Origin of the sequence: Microbispora sp. NPDC046933, from assembly GCF_040644635.1 — a bacterium.
Lineage (GTDB): Bacteria > Actinomycetota > Actinomycetes > Streptosporangiales > Streptosporangiaceae > Microbispora.
Map to the genome: position 1 here is coordinate 1 of NZ_JBEYWW010000035.1, position 20,337 is coordinate 20,337.

Annotated in this window: 12 protein-coding genes and 2 tRNA genes; 6 read left to right on the forward strand and 8 right to left on the reverse strand. The window is 74.0% G+C overall.

What is annotated here, in order from left to right; all coding sequences use genetic code 11:
* Positions 1–152 precede the first annotated feature (152 nt).
* Positions 153–716 (reverse strand): DJ-1/PfpI family protein, encoded by a 564-nt coding sequence (locus ABZ857_RS34925; protein WP_357051990.1) that lies wholly within the window; start codon positions 714–716, stop codon positions 153–155.
* 189 nt (positions 717–905) lie between these two features.
* Here ABZ857_RS34925 and ABZ857_RS34930 point away from each other — a divergent pair.
* Positions 906–977: transfer RNA gene (locus tag ABZ857_RS34930), tRNA-Gly, on the forward strand.
* A 25-nt stretch (positions 978–1,002) separates the two neighbouring features.
* Positions 1,003–1,077 (forward strand) — tRNA-Val (locus ABZ857_RS34935).
* Positions 1,078–1,676: 599 nt separating this feature from the next.
* Here ABZ857_RS34935 and ABZ857_RS34940 read toward each other — a convergent pair.
* On the reverse strand, positions 1,677–2,411 hold the full coding sequence (locus ABZ857_RS34940) for a hypothetical protein (protein ID WP_357051992.1): 735 nt from the start codon (positions 2,409–2,411) through the stop codon (positions 1,677–1,679).
* Positions 2,412–2,526: 115 nt separating this feature from the next.
* Positions 2,527–5,013 (reverse strand): molybdopterin-dependent oxidoreductase, encoded by a 2,487-nt coding sequence (locus tag ABZ857_RS34945; RefSeq protein WP_357051995.1) that lies wholly within the window; start codon positions 5,011–5,013, stop codon positions 2,527–2,529.
* 228 nt (positions 5,014–5,241) lie between these two features.
* Between ABZ857_RS34945 and ABZ857_RS34950 the strand changes: the two genes are divergently transcribed.
* The 3 genes from ABZ857_RS34950 to ABZ857_RS34960 all read left to right on the forward strand — a co-directional run bounded on the left by ABZ857_RS34950 (position 5,242) and on the right by ABZ857_RS34960 (position 12,180).
* Entirely contained in the window at positions 5,242–8,205 is a 2,964-nt protein-coding gene (locus tag ABZ857_RS34950; RefSeq protein WP_357051998.1) for an AAA family ATPase, read from the forward strand.
* 81 nt (positions 8,206–8,286) lie between these two features.
* On the forward strand, positions 8,287–9,408 hold the full coding sequence (locus ABZ857_RS34955; RefSeq protein ID WP_357052001.1) for an alpha/beta fold hydrolase: 1,122 nt from the start codon (positions 8,287–8,289) through the stop codon (positions 9,406–9,408).
* Between the two features lie 21 nt (positions 9,409–9,429).
* The gene (locus tag ABZ857_RS34960; RefSeq protein WP_357052004.1) at positions 9,430–12,180 is read left to right on the forward strand and encodes a GMC oxidoreductase; all 2,751 of its coding nucleotides are present in this window, start codon (positions 9,430–9,432) and stop codon (positions 12,178–12,180) included.
* A gap of 3 nt (positions 12,181–12,183) precedes the next feature.
* Here ABZ857_RS34960 and ligD read toward each other — a convergent pair whose 3' ends face one another.
* Positions 12,184–13,365 carry a non-homologous end-joining DNA ligase gene (gene ligD / locus ABZ857_RS34965; protein WP_357052007.1) on the reverse strand — a complete coding sequence of 394 codons (1,182 nt, stop codon included), beginning with the start codon at positions 13,363–13,365 and terminating at the stop codon, positions 12,184–12,186.
* Positions 13,366–13,527: 162 nt separating this feature from the next.
* Here ligD and ABZ857_RS34970 point away from each other — a divergent pair, with 162 nt between their 5' ends.
* Positions 13,528–14,898: a cytochrome P450 gene (locus tag ABZ857_RS34970; RefSeq protein WP_357052009.1), complete on the forward strand. Its 1,371-nt coding sequence runs from the start codon at positions 13,528–13,530 to the stop codon at positions 14,896–14,898.
* Position 14,899: 1 nt separating this feature from the next.
* On the opposite strand, the gene ABZ857_RS34975 is transcribed toward ABZ857_RS34970, so the two are convergent.
* The 4 genes from ABZ857_RS34975 to ABZ857_RS34990 form a co-directional block, all read right to left on the reverse strand.
* A complete protein-coding gene (locus tag ABZ857_RS34975) occupies positions 14,900–17,224 on the reverse strand; it encodes a DUF4132 domain-containing protein (protein ID WP_357052012.1) in 2,325 nt (774 codons plus the stop codon).
* A gap of 223 nt (positions 17,225–17,447) precedes the next feature.
* Positions 17,448–18,383: a DUF2332 domain-containing protein gene (locus tag ABZ857_RS34980; RefSeq protein WP_357052015.1), complete on the reverse strand. Its 936-nt coding sequence runs from the start codon at positions 18,381–18,383 to the stop codon at positions 17,448–17,450.
* A 34-nt stretch (positions 18,384–18,417) separates the two neighbouring features.
* Entirely contained in the window at positions 18,418–19,518 is a 1,101-nt protein-coding gene (locus ABZ857_RS34985; RefSeq protein ID WP_357052018.1) for a sugar phosphate isomerase/epimerase, read from the reverse strand.
* Positions 19,515–20,309, reverse strand: coding sequence for a GntR family transcriptional regulator (locus ABZ857_RS34990; protein ID WP_357052021.1), 795 nt, complete (start codon positions 20,307–20,309; stop codon positions 19,515–19,517). Before ABZ857_RS34990 ends, ABZ857_RS34985 begins: the two co-directional genes overlap by 4 nt.
* Positions 20,310–20,337 lie beyond the last annotated feature (28 nt).

Sequence of the window (20,337 nt, forward strand, 5' to 3'; positions counted from 1 at the left end):
CCTGTCGCCCTCGGCCGGGTGGTGCTGCACGCCGGGGGGCGGGAGTGGACCCCGCCCCCGCGGGCGGCGCCGGGCCGGGCGCCGGCGGCCCGCACGGGCTCGGCGAACACGGCGAGCACCGCGCGGTCCGGCGGCAGGCGCGGCGCGGGCGATCAGGTCGCCGGGGCGGCGGCGCGCAGCACCTTCATGAACTCCCGCATCCACGCCGGGTGGTCGGGCCAGGCCCGCCCGGTCACGAGGTTCTGGTCGACGTGCGCCTCGCTGTCGACCCACGTGCCGCCGCCGTTCTCGACGTCGAGCGCGCAGGCGGGGTACGCGCTGCTCTCGCGGCCCTTCAGCACCCCGGCGGCGGCGAGCACCAGCGGCCCGTGGCAGAGCGCGGCGATCGGCTTGCCGGCGTCCGCGAAGTGGCGGACGATCTCCTGGACGTCCCGGTCGCCGCGGATGTACTCGGGGGCACGACCGCCGGGGATCACCAGCGCGGCGTACTCGTCCGGGTTCACGTCGGAGAAAGCGACGTCGGCCGCCCAGGTGTGGCCCGGCTTCTCGGTGTAGGTGTCGAAGCCCTCGACGAAGTCGTGCACCACGAACTGCAGCTTCTTGGCGGACGGCGCCGCGATGTGCGCCTCGTAGCCCTCCTCGAGAAGCCGCTGGTACGGGTACATCACCTCCAGGTCCTCGGCCGCGTCGCCGGTGATGATGAGCACCTTCGCCATCGCGTAACCCCCTCCTGCGTACCGTTGCCGCCTCATCCTGCGCGCGGCCTCCCCCGCAGGTCAACGTCTCGCCCCGCTTCGGTCACGTGCCGCGTGGGCGCCTGGGGATTGGAGGCAGTTGGCACCGGCACCCTCCGGGATCCGCTAGAGTTGTTCACACGTCGCCGGGAAAAACCCCGAGCGATGGCTGCGGAAGTGGCTCAGTGGTAGAGCATCACCTTGCCAAGGTGAGGGTCGCGGGTTCGAATCCCGTCTTCCGCTCGGAGCCCGGACGAGATCCGGGCACGGACGATTAGCTCAGCGGGAGAGCGCTTCCCTGACACGGAAGAGGTCACTGGTTCAATCCCAGTATCGTCCACCAGCCACCGAAACCCCGGCCGCGGCCGGGGTTTCGTCGTTTCCTCACCCGTCCGGCGTGGGGGCGGCACCCGCCGGATCGTCATTGCGCCGGTCGCCTTGCGATCGCTCGACTGGATCATCGCCCAGGACGGCCCGCTCTCCGTCCCACGCGCCGCGTCCACCACGCGGAAACTCGTACGACTCGGGCAGCGCCCAGTTCCGCCATTCGCAAGCCGATATGAAGGAGAACTCGGGCGGCCGCGTTCTCGGATCCCGCGGCCCACCCGCCTGACGTCCGCGGACGGACGCGCTCGGGCCTGCGCGGATCTCCAGCCGATCCGCGGCGGCGCCGGCCGCCGAATGCGGCCGACGCCACCGAGAAATCGCGGCACGGCGCTCGCCTTTTCCGGCGAGCCATTCCCGTCACCACCGGTACGCCCCCGCCGTGAGCACCGGTATCAGGATGGGCACGGCCGATCCCTGCCGGTCGCCGGCGCCGAGATAATCTTCTATCAATTATCCCCGCGCCGGCACAATCCATTTCACCGGAAATCATACGACGCTTGTCTAGATTTCCTCTTAATGACGGACTTTGTCGCCATTTTGTGAACCCACGAGGAACTACCAGGACGGGACGACGAGAACCTGCGGCGCGGCCTGGCGCATCCGGGTTCGCAGCCAGAGCAGCTGGATGGCCGTCTCCGGGGCGCAGCGGCGGGCGAGGCCGAGCAGGTCGTCGTCCCTGAGCCCGCGGGCGGCCTGCGCGACCACGCTCCACGACAGGTCGCACTCGGTGGCGAGGAGATACAGCCCGTGCAGGTCCCGCAGCAGCGCGAGGCCGCCGCCGTCCCCGCCGCCCCGCCCCGGCGTCACGCGGGGGCGCCGTGCGGCCCCGGCGTCCGCGCCCTCGGCGCCCGCCCGATCCCGTTCCACGGCCCCGCGAACCACCCGCTGGAGGTCCGCCGTCTCCAGGCCCGCCGCGTTGAAACCCCCGCCGTCGATACTCGCGGCGTCGAAACCACCGCCATCGAAACCACCGGTGTCGAAACCACCGGCAGCGTACCCCGCTGCGTCGATCCCCCCGGCGTCGAACCCTCCGTCGAAACTGGACGTCTCCAGGCGCGGCACCTCCAGGCCCGGCGGCTTGACTCGATCGCGGGCGCCCCCGGAGCGGTACCGCCGCAGGAAGGGCCCCAGCCGCTCGGCGTGGTCGCGGCACTGCGCCGCCAGGCGCTCGCAGACGCCGCACAGGTCGGACTCGCGGGGGTGGCCGCGCCGGAGCGCGCCGAACCCGGACGACAGCTCGTGCTGCGTGCGGGCCAGCGTCTCCAGATAACGCGCCAGATGCTCGCTCACGGATCGCCCCACCCGCGGGCGGCGTCCCCCCAAGCGGTGCGTGTGCCTGCAAGGACCATGTCTCGTCGCTTCCTTCCGGTAGGCCGACCCACCTCGTTCCCGGCGATCGCGGACGTCAGACCTCCTCGTACCGCTCCGGCGCCTCCCCTCCTCCGGTCGCGGCCGTCACCTCGGGCCGCGCGCTCATCCCACGGCCGAGGCGCGTGGCGGCGGACGAGTAGAAGCCCTCCTCCGCGGCGGCGTCCCCGCGCCGCCCGGCCTTCACCAGCCGGACCGCCGCGGCCGTGCGCAGCGGCCGGCGGGACACCGGATCCCACGCGGTGAGCGTCAGCTCCCCCGCCGCCCGCGTCACCGCCTCGCCCTGCCCGTCGAGCAGCAGGACCACGGCTCCCGGGCGTACGCCCGACAGGCGCGCGACGGCCTCCAGCACGCCGAGGGGCGACTCGACCCGCACGAGGTCGCCGTTCTCGACGCCGAGCGCCGCGGCGTCGCCGGGGTGGACCTCCAGGCAGGGCTCGGCCGGGAACGGCTCGGGCACGGCGTCGCCGGCACGGGCCGGCCGGGCCGGAAAGCGCCGCTGCGCCGGGCGGGTGGTGAGGACCAGGGGGTGTTCGTCGTCGGCGACCTCGGGAGACGGCTCGAAGTCGGCGGCGTGGAGGAAGGCCCGTCCCCCGGGGTCCTCGGCGCGGTACCGCTCCTCGCCGTATTCGGCCCCTGTGGCGAGGTCGGCCCCGAACGTCTGGCAGTGCCCAGGCCCGGTGGCGAAGCGCCCCCCGGCGTACAGACGCTCGGCCCCCTGCGAGCTGGACGGCGTGCAGGGCCACTGGACGCCGCCGGCGCGCAGCCGGTCGTAGGTGATCCCGGTGTGGTCGCACGGACGGCCCTTGGAGCACGCCTTCCACGCCTCGAACGCCGACTCCGCGTCGGTCCAGCGCACGAGCGGCCGGCCGTCCCGGTCGCGCAGGTCCATCCGCCGCGCGTAGTCGATCAGGATGTCGAGGTCCGCCCTGGCCTCCCCCGGCGGCTCGGCCGCCTTCTCGCACAGGTGCACGGTGCGGTCGGCGCCGGTGACGGTGCCGGCCTTCTCGCCCCAGGCCGCCGCCGGGAGCACCACGTCGGCCAGCCGCGCGGTCTCGGTCAGGTACGGATCCTGGACGACGACGAACAGCTCCTCCCTGGCGAGGATCCGGTCGAGGCCGGGCACCGTGGTCGCCGGATCGGAGGCCGTGACCCACAGCAGCCCCAGCGAGCCCTCCTCGGCGTACCTGAGGATCTGGGTGGCGTGCGTGGCGGGCCCCCAGTGCGGGATGACGGCGGGGTCGACGTTCCACAGGTCCGCCAGCTCGCGCACGTGCCCGCTGTCGGCCCAGTTGCGCAGCCCGGGCAGGTCTCCGGCCGAGCCCGCCTCCAGCGCGTCGCACCCGGGCCCGCCGAGCTGGAACAGCCCGGCCCCCGGACGGCCGAGCATGCCGCGCAGCAGGTGGACGTTGTTGACCTGGCAGGCGGCGGCGGTCGCCTGGTTGGAGCCCAGGAAGGCCGGGCCCACGGTCGACACCAGCCGTTCTGCCGCGCCCAGGATCTCGGCGGCCTGCTCGATCTGCCCGACCGGCACCGCGCAGATCTCCGCCGCCCGCTTGGCGGGGTACGCCTCGACGACCCGCCACAGCCGTTCGAACCCGACGGTGTGCGCGGCGACGTAGGCCGCGTCGTGCCAGCCGCCCGCGATCAGCTCGTGCAGCAGCCCGTTGAGCAGGGCCACGTTGGTGCCGGGACGCACGGCGAGGTGGACGTCGGCCTCCCTGGCCGCCGCCGTCTCCTCCGGGCCCACCGCGATCATGGCGGGCGGCCTGGAACCGAGCCGGCGGTCGAGCATGCGCTCCCACAGCACGGGATGGGTGGCGGCGCAGTCGTGTCCCCACAGCGCGAGCGCGTCGCAGTGGTCCACGTCGGTGTACGAGCCGGGCTGGCCGTCGGTGCCGAAGCTCGCCGCGAGCGCGGCCGCGGCCGCCGCCGCGCCCCAGCGCGTGTCGCCGTCCATGTGCGGGGTGCCGATGCCCGCCTTGCCGATGACGGCGAGGGTGTAGTGCTCCTCCAGGAACAGCCGCGTGCCCGTGTGGAAGGCGAGGCGGCCCCAGCCGCCGGGACGGGCCAGGAGTTCCCGTGACCTCGCCACGACGCGGTCCATCGCGACGTCCCACGTCGCCTCGACCAGCCGCCCGTTCTCGCGTACCAGTGGGCGGGTGAGCCGGGCCGCGCGCCGCTGCCAGGCGTGCCACTCCCGGGGGTCGAGCCTGCCGTGGTTGACGCGGTCCCCGGCCCGGCCGCGCACGCCCACGACCCGGCCGCCGCGCACCGCCAGGTCGAGGGCGTCGCCGCCGGAACCCGCGGCGGAGACGGCGGGAACCCAGCGCTCGACGTCCGGCTCGGCGACGCCGTCCTCCAGAAACACGTCCACACGCACCGGCCAGGGGCTGCCGAGGCGGATGACCGGGGGGAGCGCGTCGCGCATGTGACTCGGCAGGGCCGCGGCCAGCCGTTCCACCGCGTCGGGAGGTCCGTACGGCGTGCGCCGCCCCCGGGGATCGGCGATCCGTTCCAGCACCTGGCACCTCCGCGGTGACGATGTGTGAACGACGCGTCCCGTACCCGGTGCCATGCACCCCTGATCCCGGAATCGCCCGAACTGACCAGTTCCTTTTCGAATACTTTCCATAGGGTGTCAATGCCGGACCGGCCCCCTGCTGGGGTCTCGTGATCTGTAAAGTGCATTTACTGGGTGTTGTCGGCGCGGCCGGCGGGGGCGGCCCGCGCGTTCGCGTGTGGGGTGCGAATGGACGGACGCACGGCCGGTCCGGTCGTCACGGGCACTTCCGCGCCACTCGTCGGACGGCAGGACGCGCTGACCGCGCTGCGGGGCGCGATGGCCGCGAGCCGCCGCGACGGGTTCCAGTTCCTCGCGCTGGCCGGCGAGCCGGGCGCGGGCAAGACGCGGCTGCTCGGCGAGCTGGCGGCGATGGCCGGCCGGGACGGCTTCACTTCGCTGTGGGGACGCGCCGCCGAGTACGAGCAGATGCTCCCCTACAGCGCCCTGGTGGACGCGCTCGACGACCATCTCGACGCACGCAGGGAGGAGGTCGTCAGGACCGTGGGGTCCGGGCAGGCCGCCCTGCTGTCCGGCGTCTTCCCCGGGCTCGCCGCCGACGAACCCCCGGCCGGTGACGAGCCCGCGCTGGCCGACGACCGCAGCGGCCTGGCCCGGTATCGGCTCTACCGGGCCGTACGGCACCTGGTGGGCGCGCTGGCCGGGGACGCCGGCCTGCTGCTGGTCCTCGACGACGTCCACTGGGCCGACGACGGCACGATGGAGTTCCTCGACCACGTCGTGCGCCACCCGCCCGCCGGCCCGGTGCTGATGGCCGTGGCCTACCGCCCGGCCCAGGCCGCCCCGCGCGTTGCCAGGCTGGCGGCGACGGCCGGCCCGCGCGGGCACGAGGTCGTGGTCGGGCCGCTCAGCGCGGCGGAGGTCCGGCAGTTCCTCGGTCCCGACGTCAGCCGGGGACGCGGCATGGCGCTGTACGAGGCCAGCGGCGGAAACCCGTTCTACCTGGAGGCGCTGGCCCGGATGGGCGGCACCGACGTGGCCGAGCTGCCGCCGACCGTGCTCGCCGCGCTCCGGGTCGAGTTGGGCGACCTGTCCCCCGGCGCGCTGCTGGTGGCCCAGGCCGCCGCGGTCGCCGCCGACGAGTTCGAGCCGGCCGTCGCCGCCGTGGCCGCCGAGGTGCCGCCGGCGGCCACGCTGGCCGCCCTGGACGAGCTGGTCGAGCGCGACATCGTCCGCAGCGCGGGCGGACGGTTCCGCTTCCGTCACCCCCTCGTGCGCCGCGCGGTCTACGAGTCGGCGGCCGCGGGCTGGCGCCTGGGCGCGCACGCCAGGATCGCGGCCCACCTGGCGAAGCTGGGCGCCCCGGCGACCGTACAGGCCCACCACGTCGAGCATTCCGGGTCGTTCGGCGACCAGCGGGCCGTGGAGGTGCTGGTGGCCGCGGCCCGCGCGGTCACCGCGCACGCGCCTGCCACCTCGGCGCACTGGCTGCAGGCGGCGCTGCGGCTGATGCCGGACGACGCCGCCACCCGCGAGGACCGTCTCTCCCTGATGATGGAGCTGAGCTGGGCCCAGGGGATCAGCGGCAGGCTGGCCGAGGGGCGCGACACCGCCCGCGAGCTGCTGCGCATGCTGCCGGAGGACGACTACCCCCGCCGGGGCCGGGCGGCCCGCGTCTGCGCGCTGATGGAGCGCCAGCTCGACCGCCCCCAGGAGGCGAGGGCGCTGCTGCTCGACGAGCTGAGCCGCATGCCCAACCCGCGGGCGGCCGCCGCCGTGCCGATGCGGATGCGCCTGGTCGCCGAGAGCATGATGCGGGTGGACTTCCGGGCCGCCCAGGCCGTGCTCGACCTGATGCCCGACAACGCCGACGACTGGGAGCCGGGGCTCGCGGTCGCGGTGGCGGCGCTGCGCCCGATGCCCGCCCTGGCCGCCCGCCGTACGGACGACGCGCTGCGCTACGCGGAGATCGCCGGCAAGCTGCTCGCCGACGCGCCGGACGAGCACCTGTCCGAGTGGCTGGACGCCATCGCGTGGCTGTGCTGGGCCGAGTCCTACCTGGGCCGGTACGGCGAGGCGCTGCGGCACTTCGACCGGGCGGCGGCCGTCGCCCGCTCGACCGGGCAGACCTACATCCTGACCAACCTGCTCGCGGGCCGGGCCAAGACGCTGGTCGCGACGGGCCGCCTGGCGGAGGCCAGGGCCACCGCGGAGGAGTCCGTCGAGGGCGCCCGGCTGCTCGACTCCGGCCAGCAGCTCGTCTTCGCGCTCACCCAGCTCTGCCTGGCCGAGTCGTGGAGCGGCGACGACGAGGCGGCCGTCCGCGCCGGCGAGGAGGCCGTGCGGTGCGGCGTCGGCGCGGGCGAGACCTGGGAGGCCACGGCCCGCTACGCGCGGGGACAGGCCCTGGTCAACGCGGGCCGGTACGCCGACGGCGTCGAGGCGGTGCTGGACGCGTGCAACCGGTTCGAGTCGCCGCGTGTGGACCCGGGGACGCTGCTCCAGGCGTGCGAGACCCTCGCCTACGCGGACGCCGCCCAGGCGAGCGACACGGCGGCAGGCACAGCGGCAGGCACAGCGGCAGGTACGGCAGCCGACATGGAGACCGACACGGAGGCGGCCGCGCGGGCGGCGCAGTGGGCGGCGCTCGCCGTGCGGCTGGAGGAACCGCGCCTGCCGGCCTACTGCGGCTTCGCCGCGCTCGCCCGCGCGCACGCGCTGTGCCGCAGGGACCCGCGCGGGGCGGCCGAGGCCGCGGAGGAGGCGGCCCGCCTGCTGGCCGCGGGCGAGCGGCGGCTCGACGCGGGCCGTGCCCTGCTCACCGCCGGTCTCGCGCATCTCGGGACGCCTGACGGCCGGAGCCGCGCCCGGGAGCACCTGCGCGCCGCGGCCGAGATCTTCGACTCCTGCGGCGCCCGCGCGCTCAAGGCGCGCACCGAACGTGAGCTGCGCCGCCTCGGCGTACGGGTGGGCGGGGGCGCGAGCACGGCCACGGGCGGGGAGGCGGCCCGGTTCGGGCTATCGCCCCGCGAACTGGAGGTGGCGTTGCTGGTCGCCGAGGGGCTGACGAACCAGCAGGTCGCCGAGCGGCTCTTCCTCAGCGTCCGTACGGTGGAGACGCACCTGTCGCGGATCTTCGCCAAGCTGGAGGTCACCTCCCGGGTCGGCGTGGCGACCGCCCTCACGCGGTGAGCGCCGGTAAGTACGGGTTTTCCACGATGCCCCCGGCACGGGTGGTCCTGGGATCGTAAAGCCCGGCAGAAAGGCGATCGGATGGAACACCGCATACCCCGGTTCACGCTCGACGGCGTGCGGGACGCCGAGGTCACGGTTCATCCGTTCGCCACGGAGGACGAGCTGGGGTTACAGCTCACCCGGTTCCGCCGCGACGACACGCCGGCGCAGGGGGCGCCGGACGACGTCGTGCTGCTCGTGCACGGCCTGACCTCGTCGAGCGACATGTTCATCATGCCGGAGCAGACGAACCTGGTCCGGTTCCTGCACGACAGCGGGTTCGGCGACGTGTGGACGCTGGACTTCCGGATGAGCAACAGGTTTCCGTACACGATGGAGACCCGCAGGCACACGCTGGACGACATCGCCCAGTACGACCACCCGGCAGCACTGCGCGAGATCCGCCGCCACGTGGGGGCGCGGCGGATCCACGTGGTGGCCCACTGCCTGGGGTCGGTGACCTTCCACATGAGCCTGTTCTCCGGGGCCGTGAGCGGGATCGCCAGCCTGGTCGCCAACAGCGTCGCGCTGACGCCCCGGGTGCACCCCTGGGCCCGCCTCAAGCTCACCCTCGGCCCCGCGCTGCTGGAGTACGGCACGGGCCTGTCGTACCTGGACCCGCGGTTCAGGGACGCGCCACCGCTGACGCGGCGGTGGCTGCTGGCCCGCGCCGTCTCCTTCTTCCATCCGGAGTGCCGGGAGGCGGCCTGCCACATGCAGAGCTTCATGTGGGGCAGCGGCAGGCCCGCGATGTACCGCCACCGCAACCTGGCGCCGAGCACGCACCTCCACGAGCGGCTCGCCGACCTCAACGGCGCGAGCGACCTGCACTACTACCGGCACGTGCGGAAGATGGTGGCCGCCGGGCGGGCGGTGAAGTACGACACCGGCGACCCGAGGTATGCCGCGCTGCCGGACGACTACCTGGTCAACGCGGCCGACGTCGACACGCCGATCCTGTTCCTGACGGGCGACCACAACGACGTCTTCACCGACTCCAACATCGTCTGCCACCGCGTCCTGTCGAAGGCGGCGCCGGGGCGGCACGAGCTGCGGACCCTTCCCGGGTACGGGCACATCGACCCCCTGATCGGGGCGAACGCGCACCGGGACGTCTTCCCGCACATCCTCGACTTCCTGAAGCGACACAGCGGTCGCTGAGGCGACACCGAAAGATCATTCATGGAACACGTCGACGCGGTCGTGGTCGGTTCGGGCTTCGGGGGCGCGGTCGCCGCCTACCGCCTCGCCGAGGCGGGGCTGTCGGTGGTCGTCCTGGAGCGGGGCAGGGCGTACGCGCCGGGGGACTTCCCGCGCGGCCCGGCCCAGCTCGGCCGCGCCTTCTGGGACCCGGACGAGGGCCTGTACGGGATGTTCGACATCTGGAGCTTCTCCGACTGCGACTCGGTGGTCGCCAGCGGCCTCGGCGGCGGCTCGCTCATCTACGCCAACGTCATGCTGCGCAAGGACGAGGACTGGTTCGTCCACGAGCAGGCGCTGCCCGACGGCGGCTACGAGTCGTGGCCGGTGACCAGGGCCGACCTCGATCCGCACTACGACGCGGTCGAGCGCATGATCGGCGTCTCGCCCTACCCGCTGAGCCATCCCGGCTTCGACGACACGCTGAAGACGCTCGCCATGCGGGACGCGGCGGCCGAGCTGGGGCTCGACTGGCGGCTTCCGCCGCTGGCCGTCAGCTTCGCGCCGTCGCCCGGCGCGGAGCCCTGCCAGGGCACGCCGCTCGCCGCCCCCGCGTACGGCAACCTGCACGGCGTGCCGCGCCGTACGTGCCGGTTGTGCGGCGAGTGCGACCTCGGCTGCAACGACGGTGCGAAGAACAGCCTCGACCACACCTACCTGTCGGCCGCCCGGCACCACGGCGCGGACCTGCGCACGCTGCACGAGGTGCGGCGCGTCAGGCCGCGCGTGGGCGGCGGCTACGACGTGGAGTACGTCGAGCACATGCCGCGCCCCGGAGAGGCGGGCGAGGACGACGACGGGCTGCCCCGGTGGACCGGGCCGCACACGATCAGCTGCGACCGGCTCGTCCTGGCCGCCGGCACGTACGGCACGTCATACCTGCTGCTGAAGAGCCGGGCGGCCTTCCCCGGCCTCAGCGGGACGCTCGGCACCCGCTTCTGCGGCAACGGGGACATGCTGGCGTTCCTGCTGCGGGCCACCGACCGGAGCAGGACCCGGCCCATCCGGGCGAGCCGCGGACCGGTCATCACCAGCGCGATCCGGCTCGACGACGGCGCGGACGGGCGCGGCGCCTACATCGAGGACGGCGGCTATCCCGAGTTCGTCGACTACCTGGTCGAGGGCGCGGACCTGGGGCCGGGCCGGATCGCCCGGTTCCTGCTGCGGCGGCTGCGCAACATCCTCACCCACGACACCAACCTGTCGGCGGAGTTCGCCGACCTGATCGGCCGGGGTGAGCTGTCGGGCACCTCGCTGCCGCTGCTCGGCATGGGCCGCGACGTCCCGGACGGGAGGCTGCGCCTGCGCGACGGCCGCCTCGACGTGGACTGGACGGCCGAGACCAGCGACGACTACTACGAGCGGCTGCGTGCGATCATGCGCAGGATCGGCGACGTGCTCGGCGCGGAGTACGCCGACAGCCCGCCGTGGTGGCGCAGGCGGGTCATGACCGTGCATCCGCTGGGCGGCGCGCCGATGGGCCGCCATCCTGGCGAGGGGGTCTGCGACGCGTACGGGGAGGTCTTCGGCTTCCCCGGGCTGTACGTCGCGGACGGCGCGGCCCTGCCGGGGCCGGTCGGCGCCAACCCGTCGCTGACGATCGCCGCGCTCGCCGACCGCATGAGCACCCGGATCCTGGAGACCCGCGCGTCCGTCGCCGCGTCCCCGGTGGAAATGAAGGCCGTGGAAATCAACGCCGTTGAAATCAACGCCGTGGAAACCAAGGCCATGGAGGTCGAGGCCATGGAGGTCGAAGCCGCGGAGTCGTCCGCCGCGCCGTCGATCGAGGTGGGGGCGGAGGCCGTACCGGTGGGGACGGCGGCGCGGCCGACGGCACAGACGGGTGCGGTACAGGCCGGCACGGCGCACGCCGGCACAGCGCAGACCGGCACAGCGCAGACCGGCACAGCGCAGACCGGCACAGCGCAGACCGGCACAGCGCAGACCGGCACCGCGCACGCCGGCGCGGTACAGGCCGCGGCACCGGAGACCCTGGAGACGGTGGGCACGCCGGAAACGCGGGCCGGTTCCGAGCCGACGGCCGCCGTCTCCGGCGGCCGTCCCTTCGCGGCCGGGCCCGCGGACGTGCCGAGCGTGTTCGAGGACCGGACCTCGCTGTGGTTCGTGGAGGAGATGCGAGGGCTCCTGATGCCCGGCGGATCCGTGCGCCGCGGGTCCATGCGCGGCGGGTCCGTCCCCGGCCGCCCGGACGCCGGGGACGGGGCCGGAGGGTTCCCGTTCGCCTTCCGCCTCACGATCACGATCGACGACGTCGACCGTTTCCTCGCCGAGCCCGGGCACGAGGCCAGGGCGGAGGGCTGGATCGAGGCCGACCTGTGCGGGGGCAGGCGGCCGATCGCCGGGGGTTCGTTCAACCTGTTCGTCCCCGGAGAGGCGGCCGGGCAGCGGCGCATGTGCTACCGCCTGCGCTTCTGGGACGCCGACGGCCGCCCCCGCACGCTGGCCGGGCACAAGGAGATCCAGCCGGGCGCGCCGACCCGCCTGTGGCTGGACACCTCCACCCTGCACGCCCGCCTGCTGGAGGGGCACGTCGAGGAGGACGGGGACGAGGACGCCGCCGTGGTCGCCGCGGGGACGCTGCGCATCCTGCCGTCCGACCTCGTGCGGATGCTCACGACCTTCCGTACGGCCGGGCCGGACGGCGCGGCGGCCGTGGCCCGCTTCTGCCGGTTCTTCCTCGGGGAGCTGTGGGAGGTCTACGGCCCGGGCTGATCTCTAGACCCAGGGATCGTAGTCGACCTCCAGCGGCTCCTGGCCGGGCCGGTCGGGCTCCGGGACGTGCCGGAGGTTGACCCTGATCCTGGTCCAGGTCGAGCTGCGCCCGCGCATCGAGTCGACCAGGACGTCGGCCGGCCGCAGGAGGCGGGCCACCTCGGGGTGGCGGGCCCGCCACCGCTCGAACCCGGCCATCGCCTCGTCCCGCGTGGCGGCCCTGGCGATCTCGACCAGCGGCATGACGGACTGCCGCCGCCCCTGCCTGGGCGCCGCCGTCGGCTTTTCCGGCCGGGGACCCTGCGCCTCGGCCAGCTCCAGCAGTGCCTCCAGGGAGCCCGCCCGCCCGTCCATCCCGGCCCACGGGTCGCCCACCTCGGCGTACCGGTCGGGCATCGACGCGAGCGTGAAGTCCTCCGGCCGGCACCCGGGCACCTCGTCCCAGCCCAGCGGGGCCGAGACCAGGCCGGTCGGCCGTACCGAGTAGGCGGAGGCGACGGTGTGGTCGCGGGCGTTCTGGTTGTAGTCCACGAAGACGCCCTGCCGCTCCTCCTTCCACCACCGGCTGGTCGCGACGTCCGGCTCCCGGCGCTCGACCTCCCTGGCCACGGCCTCGGCGGCCCGCCGTACCTCGCGGAAGGTCCAGCGCGGCTCGATGCGGGCGTAGACGTGGAAGCCGCGCGAGCCCGACGTCTTGGGCCAGGCGGTCAGGCCGTGCTCCTCCAGCACGTCCCTGGCGACCAGGGCGACCCGGACGATCTGCTCCCATCCGACGCCGGGCACGGGGTCGAGGTCGATCCGCAGCTCGTCCGGATGGTCGAGGTCATGGGCCCGTACGGGATGGGGGTTGAGGTCGACGCAGCCCAGGTTCACGGTCCACAGCAGGCAGGCGAGGTCGCGGATCACCACCTCCTCCGCCGTGCGGCCGGAGGGGTAGCTCAGCTCGACGACCTCCACCCATTCCGGGCGCTTGGCGGGCGCGCGCTTCTGGAAGAACGCCTCCCGGTCGACGCCGTGCACGAAGCGCTTGAGTATCACCGGCCGGTCGGCCACGCCGCGCACCGCCCCCTCGGCGACCAGGCGGTAGTAGGAGATCAGGTCGAGCTTCGTGTGCCCGGTCCGCGGGAAGACCACGCGGTCCGGATTCGTGATCTTCACGATCCTGCCGTCGAGTTCCAGCGTCATGCCGCCACACTACATCGCAGCTCCGCGCCCATCCGGCGGCACGCGTGGAGCCGGGACGCTGACATTCGCGGGCGGACGCTCTAAGATCGCCGCCCATACCCGACATGCGGCAGGAAAGGCAGGCGCACGCCCTTGATTTCCGACAGATGGTCCGCGTCGGCCGTGGAACAGCTCATCTCGTTGCCACTGGAATCCCTGCTCACCGGGGACTACGAAGCCGATCCCGCGCTCGTCCACGAGCGTCTGCGCGCCAGGTATGGCCCGGTGGCCCCGGTCGACCTCCTCGGCGTGCCGGTCTGGTTCGTGCTCGGCTACGACGAGGTGCTGCACGTCATGCAGAACGCGCGCGGCATCTGGAGCAAGCGCGTGGACCACTGGCGGGCGTACGCGGAAGGGCGCGTTCCCGCCGACTGGCCGCTGCTCGCCCTCCTGCGGGCCGACAACTCGGGTTTCCACGACGGGGAGAGGCACCGGGATCTGCGCGGCGCCTGGATCGCGGGGCTCCGGCCGTTCCAGGATCCCGGAAGCGAGCAGGCGCAGCGGCTGGAACGCGCCATGGTGCGCTACTGCGACGACCTCGTCGGCGTGATGACGGAAAGCGGGCCCACCGGGCAAGCCGACCTCGCCGCCCAGTACGGGCGGCCGTTCCCGTTGCTCGTCGCCAACCACCTGCTCGGCGTCACCATCGAGCGGGGCGAGGAGATGGTGGAGGACCAGTGGCGGCTGCTGGACGGCCCCGACTCCGCCGGGGCGTACCAGCGGTTGTACGCCACCCTCCTGGAACTGGCGACGATCAAACGGCAGCGGCGCGGCGGCGACCTGCCGTCGTACATGATCGAGGCGAAACCGGACCTCACCGACGAGGAACTCGCCCGCGAGTTGATGATGCTGTCCGGCTTCCTCGACTTCACCGGCAGCCTGATCTGCAACGTCATCCTCGAAGTGATCACCAGCCGACGGCTCAGGGAGACCGTGTCGGTCGGCGCGATCGAGGAGGCGGTCAACCGCGTCGCCCTGGCCAACCCGGCGCTGGCCAACCTGACCTTCCGCTACGCCAGGACGGACGTGAAGCTCGGCCGCTTCACGATCGCGGCCGGCGACCCGGTGATGCTGTCCATCGCGGGCGCGCACACCGACCCGCGCTTCGCCGCCGCGCTCACCCGCGACACCGTCCGCAGCACCCGCGCCCACCTGGCGTGGGGCGCGGGCCCGCACCGGTGCCCGAGCCAGCGGCTGGCCATCCAGATGTCCACGATCGCGGTGCGCCGCCTGCTCGACCGGTTCGCGACGCTGAAGCCGGCGCTTGCGGCCGACCGGCTTCCCTGGCGTCCCTCCCCCTTCGTACGCGCGCTGCGTTCCCTGCCCGTGCACTACGAGCTCGGCACGAGCTTCACCCCCACGCCCCGGCCCGAATCCGGTGGCGAGCCGTCGCCCCTGAAGGACGGTACGGAGGACGGCGCGGAGGACGGCGGCGACCGACGCCCGAGGTCCGGACTCGTGGCGTTCCTGCGGAAGCTGCGCCGCGCGCAGTGAGTCACGGACGGATCTGACGGGTGATCGTCGGGTCGGTGATCGCGGTGTCGGCGGCGAGCAGGAACGCCTTGGACACGATGACCGACAGCATGCCCCCGTCCTCCTCGAACGGGAGGAAGACGCGGCTGCCGGTCCCCTTCGGGACGATGCACAGGTAGGCGTCGTTGGGCTCCATCAGGATGTTGCCCGACCCCAGATGGATCTTGTACGTCCGCAGGTCACCCCGCACCACCAGGAAACGATCGGTCAGCGCGCACCGGTCGGCGATCGCCAGCCGCGGCAGCAGCCGGGCGAGCGCGTCGCGGCGCACCCGGGCGTTCTCGGTCAGGTCTGCGACGCCGTAGGAGTGCCAGTAGTCCCGCAGCCCGTCCACTCCCCGGTCGACCCACTCCGGATCGGCGCCGATCGACGCGACCGCGACGAACAGGTCCACGTCCCGCATCGCCTCGCTGAACACCAGCGGCGGCACCTCGGCGAGCCGCGCCTCACGCCAGCCGTCCTCGGCCATCCGGTGGAAGCGGACCTCGCCGGTGGTCGCGTATCCGTCCTCGTGCCAGAGGTAGTCGTGGAGGAACGTCGCCCGCCAGCCCCCTCCGCCCAGCACCCGCCGGGCCTCCCCGTCGCCTCCGCCGTCCCACGGCCCCAGATAGGGGGCCTGCCACCCACGCTGCTTGAACAGCGCGTACAGCTTGTGGTAGCCGACCACGTGCCCGGCGAACCGGTTGGAGTAGGTCGCGGTCGCCTCCTCGGCGGGCGTCAGCAGGTACACCTCGCGGAAGGCCTGCTTGAACGGCTGGCGCAGCTCCTTGTCCTGCACGATCTCGCGCCAGGCCCGCACCTCGTCGGGCGTGGCGCGGGCGGGGTGCCACAGCCGCACGGGCACGTCCGGCACGGTCAGCCCGAGCTCGCCGCGCCACACCCCGGGTGACACCTCGAATTCCCAGATCAACCGGTCCGTGACGGGGTGCCCCTCCAGCTGCCGGTAGGGCGGCGCGACCTGGTGGGCGTACCCGGCCTCCAGCGCCCTGACCAGGGTCGCCTGCTGCCGCCGGGCCTGCTTGGCCAGCTCGCGCAGCCGCTTGACCTCCTCGGGGTGCTCCCGTTTGACCGCGGCCGGGACCGTCTTGAGCTTCCTGTCCCCGTGCCACCATGACAGCTCGGCCTCGCCCTCGATCGAGATGACCGCGGTGTGCTCGCCCAGCTCCTGCCGTACGCGCCCGTCCGGCAGCCGGAAGGCGACCTCCACCCGGTCGGCCAGCGCGGGTTCGACGCGTTTGAGGATGCGGTCGAGCTGCTTGGGCACCCCCGCGTGCCGGGTCGCGTCCCTGGCGGCGCGCAGGGCCGAGACGGCCTCGGGGGTCGGGTGGTCCTCGGCCGCGCGGGCGATCTCGAACAGCACTCCCTGCGAGGGCAGGGTCCTGGCCTTGGTGGGCGCCACCGCGACACCGCGCACCAGCCGTTCCAGCGGCTCGGGGAGCCAGGGCTCGTCCCGGAGGAGCGCGATCCGTACGGCGCGGCCGATGGTCCCCTTCTCCCCCACGCCGAACGCCTTCTCCGCCCGATAGGGCAGCTCCCCGGCGTGGATCGCGGTGACCCGGGCCGCGGCCGCCTCCACGGTGGTGCGGACGAAGGCGACGTAACCGGGAAGGGCGCTCAGCCGCTCCCGGGCGTCGGGCAGCGGCGGCGGGACGTCCAGGTGCAGCGGGGCCTCCGAGATCTCCCGCACGAACTCGGCGAACAGCGCCCGCTGCGCGGGGTCCCAGCCGAGCAGCAGCTCCACCTCGGCCACGGCCAGCGGCCCGCGGCCGGCGCTGAGCCGCTCGGCCACCTCGGCGTCCAGCCCGGCGAGCCCGGCGGCCGCCAGCAGCGAGAACGGCTCGTCGAGCCGATCCTCCCGGAGCAGGCGCTCCACCACGGCGCGGGCCGGATCGGCCAGCCGGTCGAGCGGCGCGCCATCGGGACACCGGACCAGCGCGCCCGCCCCGAGCCGCACGTTCTCCCGTTCCCCGGCCATGGCGTCGAACAGGTCGGCGCACGCCTCCGGAGTGAACAGCGGCTGACGCTCCCGCACCTCCTTCTGGACCTCCCACCGTGCGTCGACGGCGTCGCCGTTCTCGATGTCGACGCGGTAGACCGCGGGGAGCAGCGCTCCCAGCTCGTACGCGCTGAGCTGCGAGGCGTCGAGCGTGGGTATGTCACTCGCGGTGGCGACACCCGCGAACAGGTCGCGCAGGTGCCGCTCCCGCTGGACCCACCTCGCGGCTCCCGTCAGCAGGTCGTGCAGGAACCGCGCCTGCGGAGACAGCCGTGTGCCGGAGACGTTCATGGGGGGATGACTCGTTTCTACGTGCGTCAGACAGTGCCGCATTCATATCAACGACCGACGACAAACTCCCCGGGCCGGCGGAACCGGCCTGACACCCCGGACCGCCGCGCATGCCCGGCCGCCGGCCGAGGAACGACTCGGGCGGCACCCGCCGCCCCCCGTTCCCGCTTCCGGCCGTTCCCTCGGAAGCTGCCGCCGATGAGCGACAGCCGGGCGGTCCCGATCACGCGAACCAGACGATCGCCTGCCCGTGCGACCGGGTCCAGGCGAGAGGTGTCCCGTCCAGCGCGAGAACGTTGCACAGCGGCCCGTCGGGAGGATCCGGCAGCGCCGGGTAGGGCAGCACATCCACGGCCTCGTTCGCGATCCAGCGACCCGGCAGCCCGCCCACCACCTCGGCGAACGCCTCGCGCCGCGACGGCGCCACCTGGTAGAGCACAGAGGTGTGGAAGATCACCAGCGTCGCACCTGCCGGCGCTCGCGCGGCCAGCGCCGGCAGGTCGTCCACCAGGTCGCCCCGCGCGAGCAGCGGCGGCTCCGCCGCGGCGACGGCCGCCGCGGCCCGTAGCCGGGCACGGCGGTGCACGTGCTCCGGCCAGACGAGTGCGTCGAGCCACGCGACGTCGGCGGGGTCGGTCACGTCGAGCGGGTTCAGATCGAGCCCGGCCCGCCATACGACGTCGGGTACGCGGGCCGGCGGCGCCATCCCGGTCGCGGCGCAGTCCAGGACCGGTTCGCCGGAGCCGACCAGGTGGTCGCCGTAGCGGTAGGCGTACCGGTCGGGGTAGAGGCACAGCCCGGCCGAGGCCCCGACCTCCAGCAGCGCGAGCGGCTGCGGCAGCGCGGCGAGCACCGGCAGCAGCACCGCGCATCGCCCGGCCTCGTTCGTCTGTGTGGTCCGGGCACGCATCTCCGCTTCGACCGCCGGCCAGTTGCCCAGGGTGTAGTCGCGGAAGGCCGCGGGGTCCTCGACCGGGCCGCCGAGGAACCGTACGGCGCCGAACAGCAGGTTCGGCTGCCGCTTCGCCGGCGGGAGCGTGCCGAGCAGCGCGAGCATCTCACGGTCGCGGGAGACCGCACGCGCCAGGCGCTCGTACGCCGGGGACACGGCGTGCGCCTCTCGTGCGGCGAACTCGGCGTAATCCGCGGCGGTCGTCACACCTCCATAGTCGTCGGACGCCGCCCGGGTCGCATCAGGCGAGGCCGGCGGCGCGCAGGGCCGTGCCGAACGTGGCGCGGTTGGCCCGCTGGTCGGCGACGGCCCGCGCCAGGGCCTCGGCGTCCGAGGCGCGGAAGGCCGGGACGTCCTGCTCGATCACGATCCAGCCCTCGTAGCCCGACCGCCGCAGCTCGGCCAGCACGGCGGGCAGGTCCAGGTCGCCCTGCCCGAGCGGCGGGAAGCCGCCCGCCGCGACCAGGTCCCACAGGTCGCCGCCGCTCGCGCGGATCCGGGCGAGGACGTCCCGGGAGGCGTCCTTGACGTGCACCTGCCGGATGCGCGACGACCAGTCGCGGATGGCCGCCACCGGGTTGCCCCCGGCCAGCCACAGGTGCCCGGTGTCCAGGCACAGCGAGACGTCGGTCAGGTCGAGCAGCCGCTCGACCTCCTCCGGGGTCTCCACGTCGGTGCCCAGGTGGTGGTGGAAGACGGGTTCCAGCCCGCGGTCGCGGCAGCGGGCCGCCGCCTGCCCGATCCGCCCGGCGTAGGCGGGCCAGTCGCCGTCGGGCAGGGAGAGCCGGGCGTCGGCCGGCATGCCGGGACGGGCGAACCGCTCGGGCCGGTCCGGGCAAGCGAGCGTCGGCCGCGGCGCGAACCGCGGATCGGCCGCCCAGGCCGCCGCCCGGGCCGCCCGCCGGTCCGGTTCGCCCCGCGAGCCACCCGGACCTTCGCCGTCCCATGCCGCACCGGCGGTGTCCCCACCGGCCACACGCTCTCCGGCTTCTTCGCGGACCGCTTCGGAACCGGCGCCGAGCGCGGCGTCGCGGACGGCGGTGAACACGTCGAGGGCGGCGTCGAGCGTGGCCAGGTCCTCGCGGAAGCCGTCCGGGTCGTCGTAGCGGAGGTCCACCCAGCCGCCGGCGAGCCCGAGCCCGTGCTCCGCGAGCCGGCCGGGAAGGGTCCGCGCCGTGCCCAGGTAGGGGATCGGCCCGGAGTCCGTGCCGTCGTACCCGGCCTCGCGCATCGTCGCGAGCAACTCCTGCGGCCCCAGCGGCGCGCTGTCCGCCCGATAGACGCCGAAGGTGACGGGCGCGCTCGCCACCCGCACCGCCCAGGGATCCGTGTGCCCCGTCACCCCGTCACCTCCGGGAAGCGTACGAGCCGGCCCTGCTCGCGAGCCGAGTGTGTGGCGCCGGTGGCGCCGCTCACGTGGACGAGGACACGGGTGCGGTCGCCCCGGAAGACGTCCTGGGAGAACTCGAAGGCCCGGCCCTGCTCGTCGGAGGTCGTGCGGGTGATGGCCAGGACCGGCACGCCGGGCTCCACGCCGAGCACCGCCGCCTCCTCCTCCCCCGCGGCCACCGCCTCGATGCGTTCGAGCGCGTCGGCCGGGCGCACGCCGTACCGCTCGGCGAGCAGCTCGTAGACCGACCCGCCGAGGGGCTGCTCCAGCAGTCCCGGGAAGCGCAGCGCGGGGAACCGGGCCTGCTCCAGCGAGAGCGGCACCCCGTCGGCGAACCTGATGCGGACGATCTCGGTCACCAGATCGCCCGGCTGCATGCCCAGGGCCGCGGCGGTCGCCTCGTCGGCGCCCGCGATCGTGGCCCTGACCACCCGCGACCCCGCGGTGAAGCCCTGCTCGCGCAGCAGCGCCGGCACGCCGACCACGCTCGACAGGTCGCGTTCCACCTTGCCGCCGCTGACGAACGTCCCGCCGCCCCTGCCGGGCACCCGGCGCACCGCGCCCGCCTGCTCCAGCAACCCGAGCGCCTGGCGCAGCGTCGTACGGCTGACTCCCATGCGCGTGGACAGCTCACGCTCCGAGCCGAGCCGCTGGCCCGGCCGGAGCTCGCCACTCGTGATGAGCCGAAGGACCTCCCGCCGCACCGCCTCGACCGCGCTCTCGCCATCCGGGTCGCGGGACACCTGCTCACCCTTTCCGCCTCACAGGGAC

Excerpts from the sequence above, each read along its gene's own strand:
- ABZ857_RS34955 (WP_357052001.1), top strand. The coding sequence starts at position 8,287 with ATGGAACACCGCATACCCCGGTTCACGCTCGACGGCGTGCGGGACGCC.
- ABZ857_RS34950 (WP_357051998.1), top strand. The coding sequence starts at position 5,242 with ATGGACGGACGCACGGCCGGTCCGGTCGTCACGGGCACTTCCGCGCCA.
- ligD (WP_357052007.1), bottom strand. The coding sequence starts at position 13,365 with ATGACGCTGGAACTCGACGGCAGGATCGTGAAGATCACGAATCCGGAC.
- ABZ857_RS34975 (WP_357052012.1), bottom strand. The coding sequence starts at position 17,224 with ATGAACGTCTCCGGCACACGGCTGTCTCCGCAGGCGCGGTTCCTGCAC.
- ABZ857_RS34925 (WP_357051990.1), bottom strand. The coding sequence starts at position 716 with ATGGCGAAGGTGCTCATCATCACCGGCGACGCGGCCGAGGACCTGGAG.
- ABZ857_RS34960 (WP_357052004.1), top strand. The coding sequence starts at position 9,430 with ATGGAACACGTCGACGCGGTCGTGGTCGGTTCGGGCTTCGGGGGCGCG.